The 24,928-nt window shown below is 62.8% G+C and carries 29 protein-coding genes and 1 pseudogene; 18 read left to right on the forward strand and 12 right to left on the reverse strand.

What is annotated here, in order from left to right; all coding sequences use genetic code 11:
* The first annotated feature begins 22 nt into the window (after window positions 1-22).
* The 6 genes from AC5WEY_RS04745 to AC5WEY_RS04770 are packed head-to-tail and all read left to right on the forward strand — an operon-like array spanning window position 23 to window position 6,070.
* A complete protein-coding gene (locus AC5WEY_RS04745) occupies window positions 23-910 on the forward strand; it encodes a DUF8832 domain-containing protein (RefSeq protein WP_495644889.1) in 888 nt (295 codons plus the stop codon).
* Window positions 907-3,093: a heavy metal translocating P-type ATPase gene (locus AC5WEY_RS04750; protein ID WP_495644890.1), complete on the forward strand. Its 2,187-nt coding sequence runs from the start codon at window positions 907-909 to the stop codon at window positions 3,091-3,093. The genes AC5WEY_RS04745 and AC5WEY_RS04750 overlap by 4 nt, the downstream gene beginning before the upstream one ends.
* Window positions 3,094-3,136: 43 nt before the next feature.
* Complete coding sequence (locus tag AC5WEY_RS04755) at window positions 3,137-3,370, forward strand: RNA-binding S4 domain-containing protein (RefSeq protein WP_032401604.1); 234 nt, start codon at window positions 3,137-3,139, stop codon at window positions 3,368-3,370.
* Window positions 3,367-4,104, forward strand: coding sequence for a class I SAM-dependent methyltransferase (locus AC5WEY_RS04760; RefSeq protein WP_057478440.1), 738 nt, complete (start codon window positions 3,367-3,369; stop codon window positions 4,102-4,104). Before AC5WEY_RS04755 ends, AC5WEY_RS04760 begins: the two co-directional genes overlap by 4 nt.
* Window positions 4,101-5,618 carry an FAD-dependent oxidoreductase gene (locus AC5WEY_RS04765; protein WP_495644891.1) on the forward strand — a complete coding sequence of 506 codons (1,518 nt, stop codon included), beginning with the start codon at window positions 4,101-4,103 and terminating at the stop codon, window positions 5,616-5,618. The genes AC5WEY_RS04760 and AC5WEY_RS04765 overlap by 4 nt, the downstream gene beginning before the upstream one ends.
* Entirely contained in the window at window positions 5,615-6,070 is a 456-nt protein-coding gene (locus AC5WEY_RS04770; protein ID WP_495644892.1) for a GNAT family N-acetyltransferase, read from the forward strand. Before AC5WEY_RS04765 ends, AC5WEY_RS04770 begins: the two co-directional genes overlap by 4 nt.
* Before the next feature lie 50 nt (window positions 6,071-6,120).
* On the opposite strand, the gene AC5WEY_RS04775 is transcribed toward AC5WEY_RS04770, so the two are convergent.
* On the reverse strand, window positions 6,121-6,294 hold the full coding sequence (locus AC5WEY_RS04775) for a hypothetical protein (RefSeq protein ID WP_495644893.1): 174 nt from the start codon (window positions 6,292-6,294) through the stop codon (window positions 6,121-6,123).
* A 34-nt stretch (window positions 6,295-6,328) separates the two neighbouring features.
* Entirely contained in the window at window positions 6,329-6,778 is a 450-nt protein-coding gene (locus AC5WEY_RS04780) for an Hsp20/alpha crystallin family protein (RefSeq protein ID WP_495644894.1), read from the reverse strand.
* Between the two features lie 230 nt (window positions 6,779-7,008).
* On the opposite strand from AC5WEY_RS04780, the pseudogene AC5WEY_RS04785 reads away from it, so the two are divergent.
* From AC5WEY_RS04785 to AC5WEY_RS04805, 5 genes and pseudogenes are all read left to right on the forward strand, one after another.
* Window positions 7,009-7,410 (forward strand): annotated as a pseudogene (locus tag AC5WEY_RS04785) (GNAT family N-acetyltransferase); the annotation flags it as partial.
* Between the two features lie 44 nt (window positions 7,411-7,454).
* Window positions 7,455-7,910: an LGFP repeat-containing protein gene (locus tag AC5WEY_RS04790; RefSeq protein ID WP_495644895.1), complete on the forward strand. Its 456-nt coding sequence runs from the start codon at window positions 7,455-7,457 to the stop codon at window positions 7,908-7,910.
* A 100-nt stretch (window positions 7,911-8,010) separates the two neighbouring features.
* Window positions 8,011-8,286 (forward strand): LGFP repeat-containing protein, encoded by a 276-nt coding sequence (locus AC5WEY_RS04795; RefSeq protein ID WP_495644896.1) that lies wholly within the window; start codon window positions 8,011-8,013, stop codon window positions 8,284-8,286.
* 553 nt (window positions 8,287-8,839) lie between these two features.
* Window positions 8,840-9,523 (forward strand): DUF6338 family protein, encoded by a 684-nt coding sequence (locus AC5WEY_RS04800; protein ID WP_495644897.1) that lies wholly within the window; start codon window positions 8,840-8,842, stop codon window positions 9,521-9,523.
* A gap of 681 nt (window positions 9,524-10,204) precedes the next feature.
* The gene (locus AC5WEY_RS04805) at window positions 10,205-10,504 is read left to right on the forward strand and encodes a hypothetical protein (protein WP_495644898.1); all 300 of its coding nucleotides are present in this window, start codon (window positions 10,205-10,207) and stop codon (window positions 10,502-10,504) included.
* On the opposite strand, the gene AC5WEY_RS04810 is transcribed toward AC5WEY_RS04805, so the two are convergent.
* Complete coding sequence (locus AC5WEY_RS04810; protein ID WP_495644899.1) at window positions 10,505-11,350, reverse strand: DUF2690 domain-containing protein; 846 nt, start codon at window positions 11,348-11,350, stop codon at window positions 10,505-10,507.
* A 164-nt stretch (window positions 11,351-11,514) separates the two neighbouring features.
* Here AC5WEY_RS04810 and AC5WEY_RS04815 point away from each other — a divergent pair, with 164 nt between their 5' ends.
* Both AC5WEY_RS04815 and AC5WEY_RS04820 read left to right on the forward strand, forming a co-directional pair.
* Window positions 11,515-12,045 carry a DUF2690 domain-containing protein gene (locus tag AC5WEY_RS04815; RefSeq protein ID WP_495644900.1) on the forward strand — a complete coding sequence of 177 codons (531 nt, stop codon included), beginning with the start codon at window positions 11,515-11,517 and terminating at the stop codon, window positions 12,043-12,045.
* A gap of 263 nt (window positions 12,046-12,308) precedes the next feature.
* A complete protein-coding gene (locus AC5WEY_RS04820) occupies window positions 12,309-13,232 on the forward strand; it encodes a hypothetical protein (RefSeq protein WP_495644901.1) in 924 nt (307 codons plus the stop codon).
* Window positions 13,233-13,412: 180 nt separating this feature from the next.
* Here the strand turns inward: AC5WEY_RS04820 and AC5WEY_RS04825 are convergent, their stop codons facing one another.
* From AC5WEY_RS04825 to AC5WEY_RS04840, 4 genes are all read right to left on the reverse strand, one after another.
* Window positions 13,413-14,312 carry a hypothetical protein gene (locus AC5WEY_RS04825; protein ID WP_495644902.1) on the reverse strand — a complete coding sequence of 300 codons (900 nt, stop codon included), beginning with the start codon at window positions 14,310-14,312 and terminating at the stop codon, window positions 13,413-13,415.
* The gene (locus tag AC5WEY_RS04830) at window positions 14,309-15,070 is read right to left on the reverse strand and encodes a DUF2510 domain-containing protein (protein WP_495644903.1); all 762 of its coding nucleotides are present in this window, start codon (window positions 15,068-15,070) and stop codon (window positions 14,309-14,311) included. The genes AC5WEY_RS04825 and AC5WEY_RS04830 overlap by 4 nt, the downstream gene beginning before the upstream one ends.
* Before the next feature lie 115 nt (window positions 15,071-15,185).
* Window positions 15,186-16,463, reverse strand: a complete 1,278-nt coding sequence (locus tag AC5WEY_RS04835) for an AlbA family DNA-binding domain-containing protein (protein ID WP_495644904.1) — start codon at window positions 16,461-16,463, stop codon at window positions 15,186-15,188.
* A gap of 33 nt (window positions 16,464-16,496) precedes the next feature.
* Complete coding sequence (locus AC5WEY_RS04840) at window positions 16,497-17,519, reverse strand: hypothetical protein (protein WP_495644905.1); 1,023 nt, start codon at window positions 17,517-17,519, stop codon at window positions 16,497-16,499.
* A 549-nt stretch (window positions 17,520-18,068) separates the two neighbouring features.
* On the opposite strand from AC5WEY_RS04840, the gene AC5WEY_RS04845 reads away from it, so the two are divergent.
* Window positions 18,069-18,413 carry an ArsR/SmtB family transcription factor gene (locus tag AC5WEY_RS04845; protein ID WP_283310853.1) on the forward strand — a complete coding sequence of 115 codons (345 nt, stop codon included), beginning with the start codon at window positions 18,069-18,071 and terminating at the stop codon, window positions 18,411-18,413.
* Window positions 18,410-18,877: an SRPBCC family protein gene (locus AC5WEY_RS04850; protein ID WP_495644906.1), complete on the forward strand. Its 468-nt coding sequence runs from the start codon at window positions 18,410-18,412 to the stop codon at window positions 18,875-18,877. Before AC5WEY_RS04845 ends, AC5WEY_RS04850 begins: the two co-directional genes overlap by 4 nt.
* A 1-nt stretch (window position 18,878) precedes the next feature.
* Here AC5WEY_RS04850 and AC5WEY_RS04855 read toward each other — a convergent pair whose 3' ends face one another.
* The 3 genes from AC5WEY_RS04855 to AC5WEY_RS04865 form a co-directional block, all read right to left on the reverse strand.
* On the reverse strand, window positions 18,879-19,898 hold the full coding sequence (locus AC5WEY_RS04855; RefSeq protein WP_495644907.1) for a Rieske (2Fe-2S) protein: 1,020 nt from the start codon (window positions 19,896-19,898) through the stop codon (window positions 18,879-18,881).
* 431 nt (window positions 19,899-20,329) lie between these two features.
* Window positions 20,330-20,641, reverse strand: coding sequence for an AzlD domain-containing protein (locus AC5WEY_RS04860; protein WP_495644908.1), 312 nt, complete (start codon window positions 20,639-20,641; stop codon window positions 20,330-20,332).
* A complete protein-coding gene (locus AC5WEY_RS04865; protein WP_495644909.1) occupies window positions 20,638-21,336 on the reverse strand; it encodes an AzlC family ABC transporter permease in 699 nt (232 codons plus the stop codon). Before AC5WEY_RS04865 ends, AC5WEY_RS04860 begins: the two co-directional genes overlap by 4 nt.
* A gap of 66 nt (window positions 21,337-21,402) precedes the next feature.
* Here AC5WEY_RS04865 and AC5WEY_RS04870 point away from each other — a divergent pair, with 66 nt between their 5' ends.
* From AC5WEY_RS04870 to AC5WEY_RS04880, 3 genes are all read left to right on the forward strand, one after another.
* Window positions 21,403-21,960, forward strand: coding sequence for a helix-turn-helix domain-containing protein (locus AC5WEY_RS04870; protein WP_057478448.1), 558 nt, complete (start codon window positions 21,403-21,405; stop codon window positions 21,958-21,960).
* Window positions 21,961-22,127: 167 nt separating this feature from the next.
* Window positions 22,128-22,955, forward strand: coding sequence for an SDR family oxidoreductase (locus tag AC5WEY_RS04875; RefSeq protein ID WP_495644910.1), 828 nt, complete (start codon window positions 22,128-22,130; stop codon window positions 22,953-22,955).
* A 432-nt stretch (window positions 22,956-23,387) separates the two neighbouring features.
* Complete coding sequence (locus tag AC5WEY_RS04880; RefSeq protein ID WP_495644911.1) at window positions 23,388-23,918, forward strand: GNAT family N-acetyltransferase; 531 nt, start codon at window positions 23,388-23,390, stop codon at window positions 23,916-23,918.
* Here AC5WEY_RS04880 and AC5WEY_RS04885 read toward each other — a convergent pair.
* Window positions 23,902-24,288, reverse strand: a complete 387-nt coding sequence (locus AC5WEY_RS04885; protein ID WP_495644912.1) for a hypothetical protein — start codon at window positions 24,286-24,288, stop codon at window positions 23,902-23,904. The genes AC5WEY_RS04880 and AC5WEY_RS04885 overlap by 17 nt on opposite strands.
* 28 nt (window positions 24,289-24,316) lie before the next feature.
* The gene (locus tag AC5WEY_RS04890; protein WP_495644913.1) at window positions 24,317-24,868 is read right to left on the reverse strand and encodes a DUF3558 family protein; all 552 of its coding nucleotides are present in this window, start codon (window positions 24,866-24,868) and stop codon (window positions 24,317-24,319) included.
* Window positions 24,869-24,928: the final 60 nt, after the last annotated feature.

A 24,928-nucleotide genomic window follows, 5' to 3' on the forward strand; every position in this document is an offset into this window, starting at 1 on the left:
CTGGGGGGGTAGGGTAGTTGTTATGAACTTCGGACGGAAGGAACTCGACGCCCCCACCAAGCTCGTCGGATTCTTCGTGGGAATCGCCTTTCTGTTTCTCGCGGCACTGTTCGTCGGAGACGCGATCGGGCCCGACGCCCCGGCAGCCACAGCGGCCGCGCACACCGATCGCGATTCGCACGACGCGATGGCTGCGTCCACCTCTATTCCGGCCGGGCTGCAGGCCACCCAGGACGGCTACACCCTCGAGCTCGATGGATTCGTCGTCGAGTCCGGCCCGGCCGTTCCGGTTGCTTTCACGATCCGAGCACCGGACGGGGCTGCTCTGACCGACTACGACGAGATGCATACCAAGGAACTGCACCTCATCGTCGTCCGCCGCGATCTGACGGACTTCCAGCACGTACATCCGACGCGTGACGCATCGGGAACGTGGTCGACGGCTCTCGATCTCACGACGCCCGGTCCTTACCGTCTGTTCGCGGACTTCACCCCGGCGGGCGGGGAGAACATCACACTAGGAGCCGAGCTGACCGTGCCCGGCGACTATCGGCCTCAGCCCCTCAGTCCACCGAATGTGACATCGAGTGCCGACGGTTACAACGTGACGCTGGCCGGCGCAGTGACCGCAGGGGAGGAATCCACGGTTGCCTTGACCATCGATCAGGACGGTCGGGAGGTCACCGACCTCGAGCCGTATCTCGGGGCCTACGGACATCTGGTGGCACTGCGAGCCGACGACTTGGCATACCTGCACGTACACCCCGAAGAAGGTCCGCCGGGCCCGACCGTCGACTTCACCGTCGACGCGCCCACGGCGGGAACATATGCGCTCTATCTGGACTTCCAGCACGGGGGCGTCGTGCACACCGCCGAATTCACCATCGAGGTACAGGAGGGGCAGGCATGAGCCAGGAAACGGAACTGATCCTCGGCGGCATGACCTGCGCGTCGTGCGCCAACCGCATCGAGCGCAAGCTCAACAAACTCGACGGGGTGTCGGCGACGGTCAACTACGCCACCGAGAAGGCGCGCGTCACCAGTGACGGCGTGGCCACCGAGGATCTGATCGCCGCTGTCGAAGCCGCGGGTTACACCGCGACGCTGCCTGCAGACGAACCCGCAGACGACGTTCCCTCCGATCCACTGAAGCAGCGACTGATCGTCTCGGCGGTGCTCAGCATTCCGGTGATCGCGATGGCGATGATCCCGGCGTTGCAGTTCACCAACTGGCAGTGGCTCTCGCTCACGCTTGCCGCTCCCGTCGTCGTGTGGGGAGCTCTACCGTTCCACCGCGCCGCGTGGACCAACCTGCGGCACGGCACCTCGACGATGGACACCCTCGTCAGCATGGGAACCCTTGCGGCGCTGGGGTGGTCGCTGTACGCACTGTTCTTCGGCACTGCAGGCACGCCCGGTATGACGCATCCGTTCGAGTTCACGATCGCGCGAACCGACGGGGCGAACAACATCTACCTCGAAGCCGCTGCGGGGGTGACCACGTTCATTCTGGCGGGCCGCTGGTTCGAGAGCCGATCGAAGCGGCAGGCCGGGGCGGCGCTCCGCGCCCTCATGGACCTCGGTGCCAAGACGGTCTCGGTTCTGAAAGATGATCGGGAACAACAGATTCCCATCGAGCAGTTGGTCGTGGGAGATCTGTTCGTCGTGCGCCCGGGTGAGAAGGTAGCCACCGACGGCACCGTCGAGAGCGGATCCTCGGCCGTGGACCGATCGATGCTGACGGGTGAATCCGTGCCCGTGGAGGTCGGTATCGGCGACGCCGTGGTCGGTGCGACGGTCAACGTCGGTGGCCGAATCGTTGTGCGGGCAAGCCGAATCGGATCGGATACTCAGCTGGCACAGATGGCGAAGGCCGTCGAGGACGCGCAGACGGGTAAGGCGCAGGCGCAGCGCTTGGCCGATCGCATCTCCGGCATCTTCGTGCCGATCGTCATCGCGATCTCGGTCGCCACGCTCGGGTTCTGGCTCGGTGCAGGCAGTTCCGCAGCCGGTGCGTTCACGGCCGCGGTGGCAGTGCTCATCATCGCGTGCCCCTGCGCGCTCGGATTGGCCACACCGACCGCGCTGATGGTCGGCACCGGCCGGGCCGCGCAACTCGGGATTCTGATCAAGGGACCGGAAATTCTCGAATCCACCCGCCGCGTGGATACCGTCGTCCTGGACAAGACCGGCACCGTCACCACTGGCGAGATGACGCTGCACTCGGTGCACGTCGCCAACGGTGAGAGCGAGAACACGGTGCGCGACATCGCGGCTGCCCTGGAATCGGGCTCCGAGCATCCCATCGCACGGGCCATCGCAGGATCGAACCCGTCCTCGACGGTCGAGGACTTCACCGCCCTTGAGGGACTCGGTGTACAGGGCGTCGTCGACGGTCGCGCTGCCGTCATCGGACGTCGCACATTGCTGGCCGACTGGTCGATGCCCCTGCCGACAGAGTTGGCCGATGCTTTCGAGACAGCCGAACGTCAGGGCCGGACAGCCGTCGCGCTCGGGTGGGACGGCAAAGCCCGCGGGGTGCTGGTGGTCTCCGACTCGGTCAAGCCGACTTCGAAGCAGGCCGTCGCGGAATTGCGGGCTCTCGGCCTCACACCGGTGATGCTGACCGGCGACAACGAGGCCGCCGCCAGTACCATCGCCGCCGAGGTGGGAATCGATCAGGTCATCGCCGGTGTCCTACCGTCGGGCAAAGTCGATGCCGTCCGTGAACTGCAGGCGTCCGGCAAGGTCGTGGCGATGGTCGGCGACGGTATCAACGACGCGGCCGCCCTGGCCACGGCCGACCTGGGGCTCGCAATGGGTACCGGTACAGATGTGGCGATCGAGGCCAGCGACCTCACCTTGGTGCGAGGAGATCTTCGGGCCGTCGGCGACGCGATCCGGCTCTCGCGGCGCACGCTGAGCACGATCAAGGGCAACCTGTTCTGGGCCTTCGCGTACAACGTCGCTGCCGTTCCGCTGGCCGCTGCGGGCCTGCTCAACCCCATGCTCGCCGGTGCCGCGATGGCGCTGTCCTCGGTGTTCGTGGTGAGCAACAGTCTGCGATTGCGCAGGTTCCGCTCGTCGATGTGACTCGTTGGTAGCAGCGAACGGCGCGCTAGTACAGGATGGAGCCATGTCCGACGCACACGATGTCCCCATTCGCGACGAATCGATCAGATTGGGTCAGTTCCTCAAGCTCGCCAACCTCATCGAATCCGGTGCCGAGGCGAAGGGCGTCATCGCCGACGGTCTGGTGAGCGTCAACGGGGACGTCGATGTGCGGCGCGGACGGCAGTTGCAGCATGGTGATGTCGTGACGGTCCAGGGTGGGCCCTCTGCCCGCGTGAGCAAGGAAGAGGCACTGTGAAGGTCGGAAAGAGCGGACTGCCGCGTAACGAAGTTCCCGGAGCATTCGACGTCGGCGCGAAGGCGTACGACCGTCTCGTCGGGGCGAACCCCGGCTATCACGAACATCTGGTCAAGTCGGCCCAGCGCCTGCGAATCCCTGATCTGGGAACGGGCCTCCGTCTGCTCGACATCGGTTGCGGCACAGGTGCATCCACTGCCGCGCTGCTCGAAGCCGCTCCGCACGCCGAGATCGTCGCGGCCGACGCGTCTGCCGAAATGCTCGAGGTGGCCCGGAGCAAGGACTGGCCGTCGAACGTGACGTTCGTGCACTCGCGTGTCGAGGACCTGGCGGTCAACGGGGTCGACGGCCCGTTCGACGCGATCCTGGCCGCGTATCTCATCAGGAATGTCGACGAACCCGACACCGAGCTCAAATCGCTTCTGTCGCTGCTTCGTCCGGGCTCGACGATCGCGTTCCACGAGTACTCCGTTCACGATTCGCTCAGGGCCAGGATCTCCTGGAACGTGGTGAGTTGGGGCATCATCATTCCGCTGGGTTGGCTGGCGACGCGCGATGCCACTCTGTACCGGCACCTGTGGCGCAGCGTCGTGACCTTCGACGGTGCCTCCGCCTTCATGCGGCGGATGCAGCGCGCGGGTTACACCGGTGTCGCCCGAGAGACGATGACCGGATGGCAGAACGGTGTGGTGCACACGTTCCTGGGCTCTCGGCCCGCGGAGGAAGAACGTTGACCGACTCCAAGAAAGTCACCCACGCTGCGCCGCAGGGCTATTCCGATGCCGGTCAGCTGGCCGACGTTCCGCATGTGGTGGTGGTCGGCGGCGGTATCGCCGGACTGAGCGCTGCCACTGCTCTGGCCGAGCGCGGCGTCAAGGTGCACGTCGTCGAGCGCGAGAGCTACCTCGGCGGCCGTGTCGGTGGGTGGGACACGACACTCGAGGACGGCTCGCCCGCGACCATGAGCCGCGGCTTCCACGCCTTCTTCCGTCAGTACTACAACCTCCGAAACCTGTTGCGCCGCACAGACCCGGCATTGGCTCGATTGCGGCCGGTCGACGATTACCCGCTGATCGACGGCGACGGCCGAATCGACGGATTCAAGGGACTACCGGATACGCCGCCGCTCAACGCGTTTGCGTTCGTCAAGCGCAGTCCGACGTTCCGGTGGAAGGACCTCACCGACCTCAACGGCATCGCGGCGCTGCCGTTGATGACGGTGAGTGTGCCCAAGACGTTCGACGAGCTGGACACCACCCCGGCCGCAGAATTCCTGCGCAACATCAACTTCCCCGAGGCCGCGCGCCATCTGGCGTTCGGAGTGTTCTCGCGTAGCTTCTTCGCCGATCCCGAGAAGATGTCGGCCGCCGAGTTGGCGATGATGTTCCACATCTACTTCCTGGGTTCTTCCGAGGGGCTGATCTTCGACGTCCCCCGTGACGCGTATCCACAGGCACTGTGGAACCCCCTGGGTGAGTACCTCACCGGACTCGGTGTGGACATCCGAACGTCGACACCATGCGGCGAGATCACCCGCGGCGGTCTGCGCAAGTTCCGCGTCGATGCCGGCGGAATCATCGACGCCGACGCCGTTGTCCTCGCCACCGACATCGCCGGATTGCAGAAGGTGCTCGCGCAATCACCCGAACTCGGGACCTCGGTGTGGCGTGAACAGATTGCGGCGCTACAGAACACACCGCCGTTCCTGGTACACCGAGTGTGGCTGAGCAAGCCGGTCAACGCAGATCGCCCCGCGTTCATCGGCACCGGCGGGATGCCACCGATCGACAACATCAGTGTGCTCGAACGTTTCGAGGACGAGGCCGCGCAGTGGGCTGCCCGCACCGGCGGCTCCGTCGTCGAACTGCACGCCTACGCCGCCGAGGAATCGGAGGAGGTCACGCGGCAGCAGCTGATGGATCGGATGTACGAGATCTATCCGGAAACGGCTGCGGCAGAGGTGATTGCGGAACGGTCCGAATGGCGAGACGACTGCCCCATGTTCGGACTCGGAGCGTTCGCCGAGAGGCCGACCGTCCGTACTCCCGAACCTGCGTTGGTCCTCGCGGGCGACGGCATCCGCATCGACCTACCGGTGGCCCTGATGGAACGCGCGGCGACCACCGGGCTCGAGGCTGCGAACACATTGCTGTCCAGCTGGGGCATCGCCGGCCACGCTATCGAAACAGTACCCACGAGTGGACGATTCAAGATGTTCGACGCCATCGAAAAGCTCATGAACAGGTGAGGATCGAGGTCGATGATCTGACCCGACCTGCCGTTGGTGCCCTGCTCGCCGAGCATCTCGCGGACATGCATGCCACCTCGCCTGCCGAGAGCGTGCACGCCCTCGATCTGTCCGGTCTGAGGGGGCCGGATGTCAGCGTGTGGACAGTATGGGATGCGGACTCGCTGTGGGGCATTGCGGCGCTGAAAGAACTCAGCCCTGAGCACGGCGAGTTGAAGTCGATGCGTACGTCGGCTGCGGCACGAGGTCGCGGAGTGGCGTCGAATCTGCTCGTTCACGTACTCGACGATGCGCGTCGACGCGGGTACGGGAGGGTGAGCCTGGAAACGGGAACTCAGGACTACTTCGCCGCCGCCCGCAGGTTGTATGTGCGCCACGGATTCGTCGAGTGCCCGCCCTTCGGCGACTGCGTGCTGGATCCGTCGAGCACGTTCTACACGTTGTCTCTGTAGAGGTCCCAGCACAGAGGGCCGGCCCCGGGTGTTCGGGGCCGGCCCTCTCGTCATGCTGCGTGCTGGATGTGCGGATAGAGATCGTCGTCGAGAGGCTCGGCTCGACACTGATCGAGCACATCCGCCGTCGAGCACTCCCTTATGCTCGCCTCGGCACCTACCACCGTGCGCCACCAGTGCTCACGGTCGGTCGATTCTCTCCACACCACTGCATCGGATTCCATTGCGCATCAACCCCACTGCCGTGTCGTGGTCGGTTCAGGCCGGCTCGTGTTCGATGGACTTCTGCTCGTTGGTCGATTCGGTGCGAGCGATGTCGATCTTCCGAGGCTTCGCACGCTCTGCGAGCGGAATCGTCACCGACAGAACGCCGTTGTCGTAGGACGCAGCGATACGCTCGGTGTCGATGCCGTCACCGAGGGAGACCTGGCGACGATAGGTTCCGGCGAAGCGTTCCGACGAAATCCACTGCACACCTGAGCTTTCCGGTGCCGAGCGATGAGCGGTGAGCGTCAGGGTGCCGCGATCGACGTCGACGTCGATGGATCCCGGGTCGATGCCGGGCAGGTCGGCACTGAGTACGTAGTGATCATCGACCTTGTACAGATCCATCGGCATGAACCGTGGGGCGCGGTCCGAACCGGAAGAGACACCCAGCATTGCCGAGGCCAGTGAATCGACGTCACGGAACGGATCGAATCGAAGCACAGCAACCACCTCCTGTACTCAGATGCGCTCACCCCTGTGGTGAGTCGCTCCTCAACTGTGCAGAACAGAAATTAGCACTCTCACCCTTGGAGTGCCAAGAGTCTTAGGGCAGCTTCTCGAGAAATTTTCAGCTTCAATAGTGCTGCGGCGCAGCAGGGGTCGGGTTCGTGGCCCGACTGGCTGACAATGATCGGTCGCGGACTCCACCACCGCTTACACTCACACTGGTGATGACCATAGTGCCGTACCACGAGCAGTACCGAGCCGAGGTGCTTGCGCTGTCACTTCGCGCATGGGAACCGGTGTTTCCGCTCGTGCAGGAGGCGGTCCCGTCGTTCGTGTATGACTGCTTCTATCCCCAGGGGTGGCAGGCGCGTCAGTACGACGATCTCGCATCCGTCGTCGACGACGAACCCGAGAGCGTGGACGTGGCCGTGGACGGTGACACGCCGGTCGGCTGGGTCTGTACCCGCCTGCACCCGAATGACGACATGGGTGAGGTGTACGTCCTGGTGGTCGACCCAGCTCAGCAGCGAGCCGGCGTCGGAATGGCGCTCCTCGATCGGTCTTTCGCACGAGTGAGATCCGCCGAAATGCGAACGGTAATGGTCGAGACCGGTGACGATCCCGGTCATGCGCCGGCGCGGTCGGTCTACGAGAAGAGTGGTTTCGAGCGGTGGCCCGTCGCCCGCTTTTTCAAGGACCTCGCCGACGCTACCCCATCGGTGGCGCAATCGGTGACAAGTGGGCCCAGGCGCGGTACGAAGGCGGATACCTCGGCTACCCGGCATCGGACGAGTTCACGAACCCCGATGGGTTCGGCAAGCGGCAGGAGTTCAAGAAAGGTCAGGTCAGCAACACCATCTACTGGTCCGCAGCGTCGGGCGCACACGGAATCGGCGGCGTAATCGGCCAGAAGTGGGCAGGACTGGGGTATGAGGGCGGCGCGCTCAAGTATCCGGTCGGTGACGAACTGGACCTCAACAAGTACCAAGGACGCGGCCAACTCTTCCAAGGTGGCGTCATGTACTGGTCGTCGCAGACCGGAGCACATCCTATTTGGGGAGTCCTCCCAGCAGAAGTGGAACGCAACCGGCTACGAAGAAGGGCCATGGGGGTACCCGACCAGTGACGAATACGATCACCTCGGAGGAAAGGCGGGCTCAGGAGCTTGGGAAACCTTCGGCTCAATCGGTCAGAAGTACGAATCCACCGGCGGTCCCAGCGGACCGATGAGCTGGCCGTCGAGCGGGGAACTCGGTACCGCCAATCGCCAGGGACGGTTCAATAGATTTGTCAACGGAAACATCTATCTCGGGTTTCCTGTCGGGCGGGCTCATCTGGTCCACGGTGCGATCTTCGTGCGCTACGGGCAGGAAGGGTACGAAGGCGGACGGTTTGGCTTCCCGACGAGCGATGAATTCGACGTCGCCGGTGGCAAACAGGTCAACTTCGAGCGAGGCTGGATCCGATGGCTCAGCGGCACGGGACAGACGATAACGTCGTGAGAATGTGGATCCGGTAGCCCACATCGAGTTCTTCTCACGTCGAACGGTTTGTCGCGCAGAATGAATGACGTCAGTTCTGGCCTTGGTCTCGGCCAGAGCTGACGTCGTGCCCTCAGGGCGGGCGGGAAACGGCTGGCAGTGGTCGGATTGGGGATTTCGCAGAGCCTGAGACTGCTGTACGCCTCGGCGTGTGACACCTTGAGCGACGACGATAGCTTCGACTGCAACAACTCTGTAAGCGCAAGAGATCGGAAGGTCTCGCGATTGAGCGATGGGGCGGTCGAACCGTTGCAAGCAAATGCGCTGGCAGAGGCGCGTGCAAGTGTGCATGCAACTCGCTAACAGTGCGGACATCGGGGATACCGCGCATCGGTTGCTCGACCCGCTGCCGCCAAAACCATGACCCGGCTGTGGGGGCCACCGCTCCCGGCTGCCGCTGACGGTCAATGATAGTGGGGGAGAACGACATTTCGGGCTGCCGACAACGTCGGTCAGCACGCGAGAATGGTCCTATGAAAGTTGTCTTAGAAAGAGACGGTGGTACGCAGTGCTGGTGAACTGGCAGCAGGCGTTGACCGTGTTACTGGTCATCGTCCCCGGTTTCGTATGGCAGGGGGTACGCCGCAGCATTCTGGGTCCGGTGCCGGCAGAGCGGGAGCTGAGTGTTCGGGTGCTACGCGCGATCTCGGTGTCGGGTGCGTTGGCGCTGTTCTACATCGCCGTCCTGGGCGAATCGTTGATTCGGGTAGTGCGCGCACCGGAGGACACACTGACTGAGGATGTTCGAGCTCACGCTGTATGGGCGTTCTGTCTGGTGTTCGTCGTTCCGACGGTCCTGGGTTTCGGCGAAGCTTTCTGGAAACAGAGGAGGGTTCATCCGGAACTGGAATGGAAAGAGCGGATGAGGTCGTACGACCCCACACCGACGGCGTGGGACTTCGGGTTTCGTACTACGACGGACGACGACTTCGTTCGTGTTCTGACCAAGAGCGGAGACTGGTGCGGCGGGCGAGTCGGTGTGACGGGGTTTTTCACCGGCTACCCGGAGGCGCGCGAAATATTTCTCGAGACCGCATACGCCATTGACACCAACGGCCAGTTCGGGGGACCGGTGACCGGCTCGGAGGGTGTCTGGATCGACTGTTCCGATGCTCAGCTGGTCCAGCGCGTTCGTAATACCGGTCCGGCGGATAACGGGCACAATGGATCGGACAGCACCAGCGAAGGAGCGAACTGATGAGCGATTCGGCTGCCTCGAACAATGGAGCGCACACAATCGAGCCCCAGCTACGCAAACGCGGTCGTGGATGGCTGCCTCCACGAAACGGCGGATACACCCCAGTAGTAAGAGACCGAAACACGACCGGCACCCCCCCTCCGGCCCCCGCAGGCCCTGCAGGGGTGTCTCGTCAGGCACCGGCAGCTGCGGGAACCGGTTCATCATGAGCAACGAAACAGGCGAGGGCCCGGTGACGCATCGGTTGGACACCTCAGACACTGAGGAGAGGGGCTATCGACCCGTTGCCCGACGTCCCCGTGTCGAGTCCGATCCACCCCCGCCACCACCGGGAGGCGGGGGTAACCGCCCCGCAAACGGCACCCGGCCCAGCGGCGAAGACAGCGGACAGTCCGACTGACGAAGTGGCCAGGCGTACGGGGACGGCGTGGTCAATGAACGGCATGGTGGGCAAGGAGCGCTGACCGACCGAACGTGCGGATACCGCGCGCTGGCGGATTACGTTCCATGGGGTGGGGCAGGGCGCTCGATACGGGCTTCGCCCCGGTTGCTGTGCCAGGCTCGTACGTGTGGTCGTCGACGGAGTTGAGCATTGCGACTACGGCTACTCGCTCAGCCGAGGCGACGAGACGGAGATTCTCCGGAACATCCGGTGTTCGGGCGATTGCTAACCTTCATGGCATGAGCGCAGTCAATCCGAGGGTGGCGTTCGCCGTACCAATGTTTCTCGAGACTCTGCCCCTGATCGAGTTGGGCCAGCCTCAGCCCGCCGAGGTCCTGGAACATCCCAAAATGATGGCTACCACGGTGCTTGCTCTGCTGAGTGGTGGCGATGACGCTCTCCTGGATCTGGGGGATCTTGCGATCGCGTCGCTTGCTAGGGCCACAATTTCGCTGTGCGCTGCTCCCACGGAATTGGGCGCTGTGGCGGCTTTCCAACACGCGTTAGACGCGTGGGATGACATCAATGCGAACCCATAATTAGTTGCACAGCGGCCGTGAAGCTTCGATGGTCTCTGAACCAACGGTGACAGCCCCGCTGACGCAGATCCGGTCGGCGGCATCCTCGCGAACGATGAGCGCGGTGTACGCAGATTGAACGTCGGATTCGACGGCACGCTGAGTCGAGGGTCCTTCGGGCTCCGCGCGCAGATTCGCGGTCAGGCTGATCGTGTTGCCTTCACCCCGGTTGTCGGTTCGATCGACCTTCCCCCATGCGCTCTGACACGTGGCGGAGTAAAGCAGCTTGAGTAGGAACTGGCCCTCGTTCGAGCTCGCTGCAACAACCACATCCTCCAAACATTCGGGCTGTGTACCAGGGTCGGTACCGGTGACAGGGAGCAACGAATTGCTATCGGTGTCGGGCCCGGTGGACTGTGTAGACCTGGCGACGACTAATCCCGTGGTCACATTGCTCAGAACCAGAACGGCCACCGCGGTGATCCACCACCACCGACCAGGTCGCCGATCCGAGCGAGGCACTTCCGCTGGGTGCTGACCGGATGCCGCGTGGGCCGGCGCTTGGTCGGACTCGCCAGTCCCCGATGCTCCGTGGCTGAGCGATTCCCGACGCGTGACCCACGACTCGACCGCGTCTCTGCCTGCCAGCGCGACTACATAGGAGCGAAGGGCACCTTCGGTCGGGAGATCGATCGCCCGGTACACGTTGTGCATCGACCCGTGACTGGTGGGCATACCGCGCTGCCCAGCGGTTTGCGCGATCCCCTTGAACGAACGAGGCGGATTGTGCCTGTCGCGGAGCATGCGCAGATCTCCGAGAAACTCATCGACCGAGTCCTCCTCATTGCTGTATTGATCGTTGTTCATCCCTGCCACCCCCGCTTGTCGTGCCCGCCCCTTAATGATGTGCCAGAACAACCATCCTTCACCATCTATACCGTCCATCCACCGAGGTAGATGGACGTTTGGTCGGTGATGGTCGGTTACGCAACGTTCGAGCAATCCGGCTCAACCGTGAGAAAGAGAACGACATGACAACTAGTTCGACCTCAACCACACCGACAGACAGCGCTTCCCACACTTCTCGGCAACATTCGCCCCACCGCCGGCGGCACTGGTTTGCTGTATGGCTCATCGCCTGCTTCACCATCGCGGCGCTGGGGCTCGGCACCGGGTCTGCTTCGGCCGGCTCCCAACACAACGGCACCAACCCGGCCACCACAGGGTGCAACCAGAACGCCTCGCTGGTCGCAACTCGCGGTATCGAGACCGAATCCGGTCAAGTCGTGTCCTACGTGGACGTCTACTACTCGCACAGTTGCTCGACCAACTGGATTCGAGTGCGAAACAACCCAGCTGGAGGTGCGGCCATCAAGAGCATCTGGACCGCCAACTACTCAGCGCTGAACGAGGTCGACTACGGAACCGGATCGAGCTACAGCATGCAGGTCTACGCACCGGGTGCCACGTGCGTGTACTTCCAGGTCCACCTCAAGCACCCGAACGGGCAGCACTACGCCGAGACCTACACCGCCGGAGCTAACGCCCAAGTCATCTGCTGAACCTGTCCATCGAAGCCAGTTGGTAGCGGCTGACCGTCCTCGCCGCCTCGAACCCGATGGCACACGTGCCCCGTCCTCTGTCCTGGAGGGCAGGGCACGTGTGCATGATCCAAACATCGACAGCGTCCGGGTGCATTCGCCTGTGTGCTTGGCCTGGTGGAGCGAGAGAGCCCACCATGGATGGATAGAGAGATTGCCGTGCGACGCCCCGAGCTTTCATGATGCCAGCGGAGGCAGGGTGGTCTGCTCTACGCTCGCCGGTGATGGCCAACAGTGAAGTCACGATCCCCGAGAAGACGCTCGAACACTGGGTCAGCCAATACGTCAACTACCGGTACAAGACGTGGGCGTCGCTATGGTGGCCCGCCCTCGGGGAGGACGTGTCAATCGGGTCGATTCCCGCTCGTCCCGGAAAAGCCGTCAGGTTGGAAATTAAAACCGCCACCAATCACGGCCGTGACGGTGAACACCACGACGTGAACATTGATGTTCGCCAACTGTGGCGCTACCTGCAGCGGCCGTTGGGTGAGCAGCCGTTCTACGTTTACCCCGCCCCTCGCTGGCGCGGCTTGCTGGTGGCGAACGCGGCATCGAGAGGTGCGGACGTCGCCGAGATCGCGTTCCAGCGGGGACGTAAGCGGCACAGTTGGTTCGCCGATTGGATGTTCGTTCTGACCGCAGCGGACGTCGGGGTTGCTCTGGCCGTGAACCCGACAGGCCCGGAACCGGCCAAGCACACACGCCTCCTAGTCCGGTACACCTGCCGGAACGCAGCTCGACGCAGCATCAAGGTAGGGCCGTTGGTGTACTTCTCCGCAACTTCTGGGACTGTTCCAACGCGGTTGGTCGACTTCTTCGACGAGCTCGATCGCTGTGGTCGGGCCGGGTGGCCACAGCTGTTGCGGCTGTCCGCCGCTGCACGAGGTGAGCAGCTCACTCGGGATGGGGCGCTGGACTCGCTGATCGACCAGGCCCCGAAGGGTGGGGACACCCGATACGGACCCCGAGATCTCGAAGCTGACCTGGTCAGTTTCACGCCTCGTCTACTCGGTGACAATGAAATCAATGGCACGTGGGTGTACGGCTCGACCGATTCCGAGGTGCTGTATCCGGGCGACGGCGACACTGAGGAGCCTACGAGCGGCGCCGGAGTGATGTTCATCGACAGCCGTGCCGTCCGGCGATAGCGCTTCTGTGGGCGTGCACGCCCCCCAAGTGAGCTGCTCGAGCAGGTTTGGCCGCGCGTCGATCTAGCTAGACGGCTTTACGGCTTATGAGCGCTGCGAAGCCCCGTGCCGAGGAGATTAGACCCCTCGGCTCGGGGTTGGGTACGCACGAGGGATTTGGTGGCGGCTGGTTCAATCGCCCTAGGAGCCCAGATCGTCGGATGTCTTCGGCATTTTGGCGAATATTTCCGGTGCCACTGCACCGATCATCTTTTCGTCGTGGCCACCCAGCTCCAGCCATCGCATTGTTCCTCGCAGCAAAGCGCGAACTGCAGCGTCGACGGTATCTGTGATGTAGACGGGGTCCGGAATCGAGGTGGTCCGAAAATGACCTGGCTCGTACTCCTCTGTGGGGACCAGGTCGAAGCCCTCGAGACCGAACCAGTTTTGTCCGTGGCCAGCTCCACTGGCTGCGTTCCACAGATACGCCCACTCGTTCGGGTCGCTGCCTGTGGACTCCGCAGCGCCGCGCACCAGATCTTCATAGCCGGGCGGCTTGCGCGTCGGTGTCGTCTCGAACGTGAGATCCGCTGCGCGGGATACGAGATCGGTGATCCGTTGCTCGATTCGGCTCGGATCACTCTTTCTGGCTACCAGTGCTTTCTTGTGCATTTTGAAGTCGTGGTGCATGAGCCGGACGTGTCGTTGTACGCACTCCTCGAAAGATGTGAGGTCGAGGATCCAGAGGGCGTGAGCGGCCGCTTCGAGTCCGGACCGCGCGAGCAGCAGATACGGCCGCGTCCGCACTCTGTTCATGGCACCTGGCCTGAATTCATAGGGTGCTACCAGATCGGCCCACAGTGACAGGTTCTCGGCCGAGGAGAGCAGGTAACTGCGCGTCCAGACCGAAACCTTCTCCCAGTGGTAGATGGCGTCGACCCGATCGAGGGCGCTGTTCGGTACGGGGTCGACCGTGCGGGCCAGGACGAGCTCGCAGGCTCGAACCAGGTAGGTGTTTCGCGTCCACACCTGGCTCTGGTCCGGAGGCAGTTGCAGAATGCTCTCGGCCGACCCTGGAGCGTCTCCTGAGGGCGGCGTCATCGGGTGAGGTCTACGACGCAGGCGTCGAGAGCCTGGACGTCGGGGTCGCCGGGGGAAACATCCAATTCGGAGCTGGCTCGTGGCCAGCTCGTGGTGTTCCGAGCTCCTCCGGTCGAGGAGTAGACGGTGCCGTTGGCGATGACCCAGACATCGGATCGGTTCTCGACACGACCTATGGAGTCGAGGGTGGTTCCGCCGATGTAGGTGTAGTCGCCGGAGTCGATGACGGTGCCGTTGGTCAGGGTCAGGCCGGATTCGGAGAAGCCGGAGGACACCAGATCCACGAGTGACTGATTCGCGGGGGCGCATCGCGGATCGGATGTATACGTCGCGGGAGCCGGGGGAGCAGCGGCCACAGCTGACGTGGTGGTCGTGGTCGTACTCGGCTGCACGGTGGTGGCCGGCGGTGTGGTTGTCGACGGGGCGCGCGTGGACGACTGTTGGGCTGCGGCGCTCGACGTCGTGGACGGTGCAGCAGCCTGAGAGTCGTCCGCGGACTCGTCGTCGCCGAACACGGTACCGAGCACGCCGATCACAACGAACGCCGCGACGATGCCGCCGACGATCTTGACCGCACGAGGGACGCCTGCCCGGTCGGGCTGGCCGGGTTCAGCGGCACCGGTGGGAGCTGGTTCCTCTGCTGTCGACTCGGCGGCGGGTTGCGTGTGTTCGGTCCACTGGGTTCCGTCCCAGTACCTGATCAGTCCTGGTTCGCTAGGGTCTGGGTGCCATCCCGGCGGGGGTGTGGGGCTGGTCATCGAGGTGTCCGTTCGTTGTTCTCGGTGGTGCTGTCGTGGGGTGTTCCGTCGTTGCGGATGAGCCGAAAGATCGATCCAGTCTTCGACTTCGACCGGTGTGTCATCATCGGTCCAGCTAGTAGGTTGAGATCCTGTCGGCTAGGTCGGTGTAGGGAAAGTAGTAGTGGTCCAATCCCATTCCGCGCAGCAGATTCTTGAGGAGCCTTTCCACGACCTGGCTCGGCTGGTCTTCAAGCTCCTGAGTGCTGGTTGTAGTCACCGATTCGTATGTGGATCGTTTGAAAGGTTCCACGTCGGCGAATCGAGAGAGGGTGTGGGGGAAAGCCTCGGCCGGCTTCTTGTCCTCCAGGTTGTCGATGAGAACGCCGACTCGCCATTCTCCGTAGTAGGGCGCTTTATCGGTAGAGAACTTAGCAACGGCGGCGCAGGCAACATGTGTCAGTTCGAGGATGTGTTTGGTGTAAACGCACAGTGCACCGTCGGGGTCGTTCCCAGCCGGCCTGGTGGCTCCGCCGGACACGATGCTCCATGCGCCCTCGTCATCGACCAGGACCGATACCCTAGTCTTTTCGACCAGGACCGACCCCCTGGGCTGTGGTGAGACATGGGTCTCGTGCTTCCTCAATGATGTGGCAAACCAGCCGTCGGAATGGGGATATTTCTGATCTGCATCTGACAGAAACGGTTGGTGTATGCGCGGCATGCCTGTGGTCAGCTCGGTGATCGTATGGCTGGGGTGTCCGGTCATCGCATCCGAGACAGGCCCTGAGTAGGACGGGGCGATCGGCTCGAAGCGTAGGACGAGTTGCCCGCTCCGGCGCAATGTTGCATCGAGTGCGTCGAGATCCTCGCCGACCGCGGCGAGTCGGGCTCTGAACTCCTCCACCGCGGGACGCCGGTTCTCCATCAGTCGACGCACTTGATCGTCCGAGAGTGGCGACTTGCCGTGTTCGGTCCGGCCCCAGTAGTTCCCGTCGACCATGTGGGGTGCGCTTGCCGAGGCGGGGACCGTTACGACCATCACGCCGAGGCCGGGGTCATCTGGCTTCGGGAAGGTGCTGGTCGAGACATGAAGGGGTGGCCTAATTGTCGATTGGCTGACTTGGTTGATCCGGATCTGTAGGGAGCCGAGATCGGCACCGACCACTTCGCCGGCCACACCTGCGGCAATCTCTTCGATACCGATGATGAGGGTGCCTCCATCGACGCTCAGAGACGCGAGGTCTTTCGCGAGTTCTTTGTTGGTGGTTTTGTTGGTTGCGGGGATCTCTTTCTTGAGCTCGACCCATCGGCCTTCGTTCAGGATTCCGGCGGCAGCGGCGATCTCGATCTCATTCCAGGTGGAAGGCGCGAATCGAGGCTTATCGGGACCGAGATAGTGGCTTGGTGTCATAGTGCCAGAATGTCACGCGAAATCGCGGTGGCATTAGTCGCCTGTGTGGGCATCAGGGGTTGCTGCCTTGTCCGTTGTGTGGTGCGTTGGGTCTTGGTACAGGGTGACGCTATCTCCGCTAATGCAGATCGCATCTGCGTCGTTACCTGCCATATTCTCGAAGCCTGACCAAGAGCCGTACATGGAGACTGTTGGGCCTTGGAATGTGTAGTTCTCGGCGATGGCAAAGCTGTGTCCGTTGTAGTGATAGTCGTATAGCCCATCGGCCCCCTTGGGGTATTTCGTAAACTGCACGTCGTTGTACTGCGGTTTGAGTAGGCTCACGAATGCTTTCTCTGCGTCGGCGATCACCGCCTTGTAGTGGGCGACCCAATCCTGATGCTGGGTGTCGAAATAGTCTTCCGGTGTCTCGATTTCCTTCGCCACGAGCGGGTCTGCTGCCCAGGCGAATAAGAGCATCTCGTCCGTTATTTGGGATCCTGTTCGGATCGGATCCTCACTACCGAGGATCTTCTGGCGCTTTGCGTGGGCACCAGCAAACAGACGTTCGTAGGTATCAGTGTTCTTTGCGATTCCCACGTAGAGCAGCTTGTAGGTGGCGAACTCCCGATGTCGTGTGAGACCGGTGATGCCAGGTTTCCTCCGCCCGACGTCGTAGATCAGCTTGTCCGCCGTGAACCACTCGAACATCTCGGCTCGACCTGATTCGATGTCGTCCGCACTTGCGTTTGCGTACAGCCTTATGATTTTGGGGCCCCAGGTCGCGATGATGTCATCAGGTGCACAGTCGATCTCGGCGTTATTAGCCAGAGTCACACAGTCCAACTCGAAACTGTCCGTGAGTGTGTCTCCGGTAGTGAGCTCGAGGCTGAGGACGCCGTTGTGATCGGTGGGCGGGGTGAAGGTTGCTTCTGCCCGCGTCGCAATCATGTATAGAGCGCTCGATCTAAGGGTCTTCTCAACATCTGGATCCTCAGTTACCCAAATCGCGACGCGATTTGTTACAGGTGGGTAGACAAGAAAGAGGGGACTGATCATCGCAGTCAGCGGATTCATATCGTCACAGTACGGATGGCAAACGCGATGCGGGACGTATCGGTGCACAGTCTGCTCGACATTCAGTGCTGGGTAAGGCCTACGCCACAGTTAGTCCCGGTTCCATGCTGTGGGTGCATTGAGCTGCGGTTATGGCAACTCCCCAGTTTTGTGTGTCTCTGGTGGTGGGTCCGCCGGCGTGCTTGGTTCGGTTGGGGTGCCAGTGTCGGAGTCCTCGGTCGGTCTCGGCCCCAGTCCTCGGGCTGAGAACCTGGTTTGCCGTCTCTGTGTGGCGTCCTGGCGGGTTGGGAGCGGTTTCGGGTGTAGTCAAGGGGTCGTCGTCGTGGGGCGGTTCAGGCTCGTTCTGGTTTCGGGCGGTGTTGCCGAGAGGGGACGGTCGTGGCGGCGGTGAGGTTCGAGTCCTGGCTAGGGGCGCTCTCTACGTCAACTGGGTGTGGGGGGGTGCTTGGGTCGCCGAGCTCGGGTTCGACTGATGGTTCCGGCGGGTCCACATCGAACCGCCGATACTGTGCCCTTGCGCTAAGTGTTGTTGCGGAGATACTGTGCCATATGGCTCAGTATTCCGAGGTTCTCGACGACGTGTTCCAGGCGCTCGCCGATCCCACGCGACGCGCAGTACTGGGCCGGCTGGGGTCCGGGCCTGCGACCGTTGGGGAATTGGCCGAACCATTCGACATGACTCTGCCGTCGTTCATGAAACACATTCATCTACTCGAGCGCAGCGGATGGATTCGCACCCACAAGACCGGACGGGTACGCGCATGCACGATCGAGCCGGCCAACCTGGACGTAGCCTCCGCGTGGCTGGAACAGCAACGGTCCGTGTGGGAATCGAGAACCGACCGCCTCGAACAGTTCGTCACCCGATCCTCGAAAGAGAGTGAACAGCAATGACTTCCTTCGATCCCGAACTCGACCTGAGTATCTCCCGCATCATCGCGGCTTCGCGCGAGACGGTGTGGGATGCGTGGGCCGACCCGTCGAAATTCGAGAAATGGTGGATTCCTGCGCCGACTCTGTGCCGAGTGGATGCGTGGGATCTGCAGCCCGGAGGGGCATTCCGAACGCTCATGAGTGAATCCGGAGGCGACTTCGAGCCGCACATCGACGGGTGCTTTCTCGCCGTCGAACACCAGGAACGCATCGTGTTCACGAACTCCCTCGTCGAAGGTTGGCGACCTGCCCCGCAACTGTTCATGACCGCGGTCATCACGTTCGCCGACCACCCCGACGGGACGGAGTACCGGGCGCACGTGATGCACCGCAACGTAGAAGACCGAAAGATGCACGAGGAGTTGGGCTTTCAGGACGGATGGGGAACCGTCATCGGTCAACTCGCCGCGTTCGTCGAAGGCTAGATCACGCGCGACCCGTCGAGCGCAGTTCGTAACGGCGTTCGGCGTAGTCGAGGTCGTCTTTCCACAGACGTGCGGCGGTGAAGTTCATCGCCGGACGCAGCAATCCCGAAACCTTGCGCGCCATCTGGAAGCCGGGTCGATCCGAGCTCGCGATCGTCGCCTCGATGACCGCCGTCCGCGGGGTGCCGTCGGGCGCAGGAGCCAGGGGAGTCGCGTGAGTCTCGACGACGCTTCCCGCCCCCTCACCGTCGAGGATGCGCATGACGATGGTACGTGGGCCGGGGCAGACGAACTCGGCTCGAACGGGAACGCCGATGCCGCGACTGACGCGGAACGTGACGTCGACCAGGAAGCGATCGTCCTCCTCGGGAACATCGATGTCGGTGGGCGCGCTGACCACTGTCAACCTCGCGAACGAGTACGGATGGAACCATGCGCCGTGCCACGGATCCAGGCGATTGGCGATGATGTCGTCCGGTTCGCACTTCCCGATCATCGTGACGACACCAGGAATGGACGTCGACGCAGGGGGCCTGATCGGAACCACCGGCACCGGCGTCGGCTCCTCGCCGCCCAGCTCGTCGAGCCGGACCCACACCAGAACACCGTCGTCGAACGCAGGAACCGGCCGCCAGCCCGCCTTACCCTTCGGACCCAACGCTAGCCCATGCCACCGGCACACCAACGCGTCGCACTCGATCTTCGCGGTATCGAGCGCCGCCCCGAGATGCGGACACGCACCCGGACCGATGTGCACCTTGCCAACCGAATCACGCCACGCAACCAACTCGGTGGTGCCGACATAGCGACCGAACGGCTTGTCGGCCTTCACGTCACGACTCGCAGCGAAAACGAACCAATTACCCGACGTCCGAGTCTTCGCACGCTTCAACGCAGACTCGATGACCTGGGGATTCGCACCCTTCCACGTCGGCTCCTGCTTGGCCCACGACTCCGACGGAAGCGGCTGAAGTGGCATCGTCTTCGGCCAACGTCGTCGTACTGCATCCAGCGCGGTCATTGCTGCTCCCCACATCGAGACATTGTGTTCATTCTCCATTGTCCCCGCCCGGGGGTACTCAATGTGACGTGGAGTGGACTTTTCGGGGGTCAATGTCACATCCAGGGGACTCGGGTTGTCGGTGAACGGGGAGCGGTGCGCGAGGTCAGGTGGGTCCAGTGGGGGTCGGCGGTTCGCGCTGCGCCGGTCAACTGATGTCAGCGCCCACAATTCGGCCGAAAGGCGGAATCCCGTGGATGCAGAGAAATAGTGGGCGCTCTGGTCAGTAAGCGAGGTCGCCCAGGTGGCGATTGGTTCGTTGCCGTGTCGGTAGTCCGCGAAGGGGCGATGGCTGTCACCCGTGTTCCCCATCCGATGCACTCAATGTGACATTTGGTGGACTTTTCGGGGGTCAATGTCTCATCTAGTGGACTTGGGGTGCCGCGGTTCGGTCAGGTGACGCCGACCCAGCGGAGGGCTGCTGTTGTTGCGGCCGCCGCGATCACGATCACGACGAACGGTGCCCGTCGCCAGGCGAGTAGGGCGGCGACGGCGACGCCTGCGGGAAGTGCGAATCCCGCGAAATCCGTGCCGACAAGGAGCGTCGATGTGGCGACCAGTGCCACGAAGATGACGGCGACGGCAGTGGTCATCACTGTGTCGATGCGCGCGGAAATGGTGATTCGAGTGCGCAGGGCGGGCCCCGCGATGCGGAGCGCATAGGTGCCGATGATCAGGGCGATCAGGGGAATCGTGAGGCTCATGCAGACTCCTTGTGTGCGACAGTCGGGTTCGACAGCATGGCCGGGACGACCGCGACCAGAGCAAGAAGCACGGGCAGCCCGCTCGGCAAGAACATCGAGGCGGCGAGGGCGATACCCGCGCCGGCGAGGGCGGCATTGCGGGTAGCTCGGTCCCGTAGCGCGGGCATGATCAGTCCCAGCAGAATTGCCGGGAACGCGGCATCGAGTCCGAGTGCCGCCGTATCGGTGATCGCGCCGCCGGCAAGCGTGCCGATCGCAACGCCGATGTTCCACGTCACGAACAGTCCGATTCCGCACAACCAGAACGCTGTTCGACGGCTCGCTTCGTCCTTTTCTGCGACGGTGAACGCGACAGCTTCGTCGGTGATGAGGTGGGTGCCGAGCAGTCTCCTCAGCGGTGACGCGTTCTCGAACACAGCTCCGATGGAGAAGCCGAGCGGAACCAGACGGACGTTGGCGAGCAGAGCGCTCGCGACTGCGGCGACGGGGTTGCCGCCTACGGCCAGTGTGCCGACGAAGATGAATTGTGAGGAGCCCGCGAAGACCACCAGTGACATCACCACCGGTAGCCACAGCGGCAGGTCGGCGGCCACGGAGATCGCACCGAACGAGGCTCCGACGAGGGCGTCGGCCAAACAGACCAACGCGATGTCGCGGATGTTGACCCCCCGAGGGGTTCGCCATGTCGAACGCATGATCGTTATAGTGGACGATGTTAAGCTGTTCGTCAAATCAAACGCACGTACCGATGGAGTGAACGAATGGCGGATGCCGGTCCACCGATAGCAGCTATCGCCGCAGCCCTCCAGCAGGAACGACGACGCGTCGGCCTCTCTCTGGCCGAGGTGGCCCGCCGCGCAGGGATTGCGAAATCGACTCTGTCGCAACTGGAATCGGGAACCGGCAATCCGAGTCTCGAAACGCTCTGGGCGCTCAGCGTCACGCTGGGCGTGCCGTTCTCCAGATTGGTCGAGCCGGCGAAGCAGTCGGTCCGCCTGATCCGGGCGGGCGAGGGGCCGCGATTCGCGTCGGACAGGGCGGACTACACGGCAACGCTGCTGGCGTCGTCACCGCCGAACGCTCGCCGAGACATCTATCTGATCAGCGCCGACGTCGGCGAGCCGAGGCGGTCGGATCCGCACTCGCCGAATGTCGTCGAGCATGTGGTGCTCAGTACAGGGCGAGCCCTGGTGGGGCCGACGGGCGAGGCGGTCGAGCTGGTGCCGGGCGACTATGTCGCCTATCCGGGCGACGTGCCGCACATCTTCGAGGCGTTGGAGCCGAACACCATGGCAGTGATGATCACCGAACACAGCTGACGTGCGGGGAATAGTCGGCGACGGCACCTCGTTGGACTCTTTCGACGGCGTTCGCTTGGCAAGCCCCGGGCCTCACCCCATTTGTCGCTACGAGCGACCACTCGCCGAGAGGCGTTTGCAGCGGACGTCGTCCTTACTTCTGTCCGTGTAGTGAAGGGACGAGATTCATGACAGCCAAGACGTGGTTCATCACCGGCACCTCCAAGGGATTCGGACGCGAGTGGGCGATCGCCGCCCTCGAACGCGGCGATCGAGTCGCTGCCACTGCTCGCAACACTGCGACACTGCACGATCTCGTGGAGAAATACGGCGACGCGATTCTGCCGATCGAGCTGGACGTGAACGACCGCGCGGCTGACTTCGAAGCAGTCGCCTTGGCACACAAGACCTTCGGCTCACTCGACATCGTCATCAACAACGCCGGCTACGGCCAGTTCGGCATGATCGAGGAGATCTCCGAGGAGGACGCTCGCGCGCAGATCGAGACCAACGTCTTCGGAGCGCTCTGGGTTACGCAGGCGGCGCTGCCGTTCATGCGTGAGCAGGGGAGTGGCCACATCTTGCAGGTGTCGTCCATCGGCGGAATCTCCGCATTCCCCAACGTCGGTGCGTACCACGCCTCCAAGTGGGCCCTCGAAGGATTCAGTCAGGCCTTGGCCCAGGAGGTCGAGGACTTCGGCATCCACGTGACGCTGATCGAGCCGGGTGGGTTCTCCACCGACTGGTCCGGCCCGTCTGCCAAGAAGTCCACCGACATCGCCGCGTACGACCCGATTCGAGACAAGGCTGCAAAGCTGCGCAGTGCCCGGCAGGCAACTCCCGGTGATCCGAGCGCAACACGCTCGGCATTGCTGAAGGTGATCGATGCCGAAAAGCCCCCGCTGCGAGTCTTTTTCGGCGATGCTCCGCTGCAGATCGCGACGAAGGACTACGAGTCGCGACTGGCCAATTGGCGCGAATGGCAGCCGGTGGCCGTCGAGGCACACGGAGGCTGAGTCTTCAGCAGACCTGAGGATTCACGATCGCATCGGATCGGCGGCTTCCCGCGCACGAGCGACGGTCGCGAACCACCAGGTGCGTGCTCAGCTACATGTTTTCGCGGGCGGCTCGGTCCGAGCTGAATGATAGTCGCCTGGAGATGACCACGGGCCGCAATGGTTCTCGAGTAGGGCCCGTCACCGACCTGGTTCCTGTACAGACGATTCGGCGAGATGTCAGACTCTCGATTGCGACGAAGCGGGAGTCGGCGCCCAAACTGCGTCGTTCCCGCGTCGTGCCGGTCCAGCGAAACGATCGAATGCAGCTACGGGCCCGTCACAAGGCCAGCACGTGGGATTCACGACCCTCGTGGACAACCACACCGCAGCAGCGGAGCGGTGTGCCTGACGATCAGGGGCGTGGATCGAGCGGGGACCTATCGTGGCGGGATGGAATTCGGATTCGACGCGGGAGCGTATGCGGTGCGTGAGGTCGACGGCAGTGATAGTCCCGAGGACTTCCTGGCGGTGTTCAACAGCAATCCTGAGTTCCTCGACGCAAGCACGTTGCGTACCGGAGTCACCGCCTTCACCTGCGAGGATGTCGAGAAGTTCCTCTGGCACAACACGGTCATGGAGAACTCCCACTGCCTGGTGATTCGTGCGGCAGAACGAATCGTGGGGGCGATGACGCTGCTGGTTCCGCATCCCCGCGAAGGTCAACCGTGGGTGGGGAGTCTGATCGTCGACGGGGAACTCGAGCATAACCGGGTGGCGAATCCGGTTCTGGCGGCGCTCGAGCGCATTCTCGAGGCACAGGGGTGGACCCATGTGTTCGTGGGTCCGATGGTGAGCATGGTCGAGAGCATCGGATGGTGGCGTTCCCGCGGTTACGAAACTATGGAACGGCGTCTGGACAACGACAAACGCGAAGTCGAGGTCCATCGAAAAGCGTTGGGGTCTATCAGTTCTCCGGGGTGAGCGCCGTGATGTTCGACGACGTCTGGGTATCGGTGTCGGCCGTCTCGTCGAAGTAGCGACGGAAGAGCATGCGCATGGATTCGATGATGTCGATGTGTTGCTGCAGAATGAAGTCGAGAGACCGGTCGGTGCCGGTGGCCAAGCGTCCGAACCTGGCTTGTAGATCCTGGGCGGACTTGAAGTCGCCCCAGGAAGTAACGACATCTATCGCTCGAGCGTCAACCTTCATCTTGTCGAGGTGTGCGAGGTAGGTGACGCAGGCAGCGTCGCATTTGGCGGCGACGTCGGCAGGAATTGTGATGGTGCCAGCGTCGGCTTGGGCGTTCAGATGCTGCCAATGCGCTATTAGATCTGGTTGGGAATCGGCCACGGTTTCGACATCTCTCGTATCGGCACTTCTAGGTGGGTAGCTCGGAATCGAGCCTCACGATAATTCCGTTGACTTCCGCGCACGGATCGTCAATGGGGTGATCGGCCAGTGCACTCGTGTTCAGTGTCGCCATTACCAGTTCGGCCCCAGCAGTGAAAGCAACCCCGCAGTCGAGGGACGCATCCGAAGCGACCTGCTGAAATTGGGTAGCCGCACGTGCACCTACCCGCACCGGTTCGAGCCGATTGAAACGACTGGTGTCGCTGATCCAGTCGATGGTTTGGAACCCTACGAAAACCCGCACGTAGTATTTGCTGGCCGGCGTCCGGTTCTCCCATCCGCAGATCTTGAATCCGTATTGGTCGCGTCCGAAAATTCCCGACTCCTTGGTGTCCACGTTCAATCCCGCCCGCTCGATGGCGTCGTCGGGGATGGTGCAGGGGTCCCATGGCGTTGTGGGCGCTGCGCTGATGCTGCTGGTCGGATCCTTGAGAGACGCTTGCCCCGCGGCATCGCTCGAGCAGCCAGTGAGCAGCGCAAGTGCCACTGCTGCCGTTATCCATCGACGTGCGCCACGCATTGCTTCACCTGTTCTCGCGAAAGTCCCAACTCATTTGACGCAGGCCGGCACTTTTCGGTT

This window comes from Rhodococcoides sp. S146-33 (assembly GCF_059489205.1).

Excerpts from the sequence above, each read along its gene's own strand:
- AC5WEY_RS04745 (WP_495644889.1), top strand. The coding sequence starts at position 23 with ATGAACTTCGGACGGAAGGAACTCGACGCCCCCACCAAGCTCGTCGGA.
- AC5WEY_RS04750 (WP_495644890.1), top strand. The coding sequence starts at position 907 with ATGAGCCAGGAAACGGAACTGATCCTCGGCGGCATGACCTGCGCGTCG.
- AC5WEY_RS04755 (WP_032401604.1), top strand. The coding sequence starts at position 3,137 with ATGTCCGACGCACACGATGTCCCCATTCGCGACGAATCGATCAGATTG.
- AC5WEY_RS04775 (WP_495644893.1), bottom strand. The coding sequence starts at position 6,294 with ATGGAATCCGATGCAGTGGTGTGGAGAGAATCGACCGACCGTGAGCAC.
- AC5WEY_RS04795 (WP_495644896.1), top strand. The coding sequence starts at position 8,011 with ATGAGCTGGCCGTCGAGCGGGGAACTCGGTACCGCCAATCGCCAGGGA.
- AC5WEY_RS04805 (WP_495644898.1), top strand. The coding sequence starts at position 10,205 with ATGAGCGCAGTCAATCCGAGGGTGGCGTTCGCCGTACCAATGTTTCTC.
- AC5WEY_RS04810 (WP_495644899.1), bottom strand. The coding sequence starts at position 11,350 with ATGAACAACGATCAATACAGCAATGAGGAGGACTCGGTCGATGAGTTT.
- AC5WEY_RS04815 (WP_495644900.1), top strand. The coding sequence starts at position 11,515 with ATGACAACTAGTTCGACCTCAACCACACCGACAGACAGCGCTTCCCAC.
- AC5WEY_RS04820 (WP_495644901.1), top strand. The coding sequence starts at position 12,309 with ATGGCCAACAGTGAAGTCACGATCCCCGAGAAGACGCTCGAACACTGG.
- AC5WEY_RS04825 (WP_495644902.1), bottom strand. The coding sequence starts at position 14,312 with ATGACGCCGCCCTCAGGAGACGCTCCAGGGTCGGCCGAGAGCATTCTG.
- AC5WEY_RS04830 (WP_495644903.1), bottom strand. The coding sequence starts at position 15,070 with ATGACCAGCCCCACACCCCCGCCGGGATGGCACCCAGACCCTAGCGAA.
- AC5WEY_RS04835 (WP_495644904.1), bottom strand. The coding sequence starts at position 16,463 with ATGACACCAAGCCACTATCTCGGTCCCGATAAGCCTCGATTCGCGCCT.
- AC5WEY_RS04840 (WP_495644905.1), bottom strand. The coding sequence starts at position 17,519 with ATGAATCCGCTGACTGCGATGATCAGTCCCCTCTTTCTTGTCTACCCA.
- AC5WEY_RS04845 (WP_283310853.1), top strand. The coding sequence starts at position 18,069 with ATGGCTCAGTATTCCGAGGTTCTCGACGACGTGTTCCAGGCGCTCGCC.
- AC5WEY_RS04850 (WP_495644906.1), top strand. The coding sequence starts at position 18,410 with ATGACTTCCTTCGATCCCGAACTCGACCTGAGTATCTCCCGCATCATC.
- AC5WEY_RS04855 (WP_495644907.1), bottom strand. The coding sequence starts at position 19,898 with ATGACCGCGCTGGATGCAGTACGACGACGTTGGCCGAAGACGATGCCA.
- AC5WEY_RS04860 (WP_495644908.1), bottom strand. The coding sequence starts at position 20,641 with ATGAGCCTCACGATTCCCCTGATCGCCCTGATCATCGGCACCTATGCG.
- AC5WEY_RS04865 (WP_495644909.1), bottom strand. The coding sequence starts at position 21,336 with ATGCGTTCGACATGGCGAACCCCTCGGGGGGTCAACATCCGCGACATC.
- AC5WEY_RS04870 (WP_057478448.1), top strand. The coding sequence starts at position 21,403 with ATGGCGGATGCCGGTCCACCGATAGCAGCTATCGCCGCAGCCCTCCAG.
- AC5WEY_RS04875 (WP_495644910.1), top strand. The coding sequence starts at position 22,128 with ATGACAGCCAAGACGTGGTTCATCACCGGCACCTCCAAGGGATTCGGA.
- AC5WEY_RS04880 (WP_495644911.1), top strand. The coding sequence starts at position 23,388 with ATGGAATTCGGATTCGACGCGGGAGCGTATGCGGTGCGTGAGGTCGAC.
- AC5WEY_RS04890 (WP_495644913.1), bottom strand. The coding sequence starts at position 24,868 with ATGCGTGGCGCACGTCGATGGATAACGGCAGCAGTGGCACTTGCGCTG.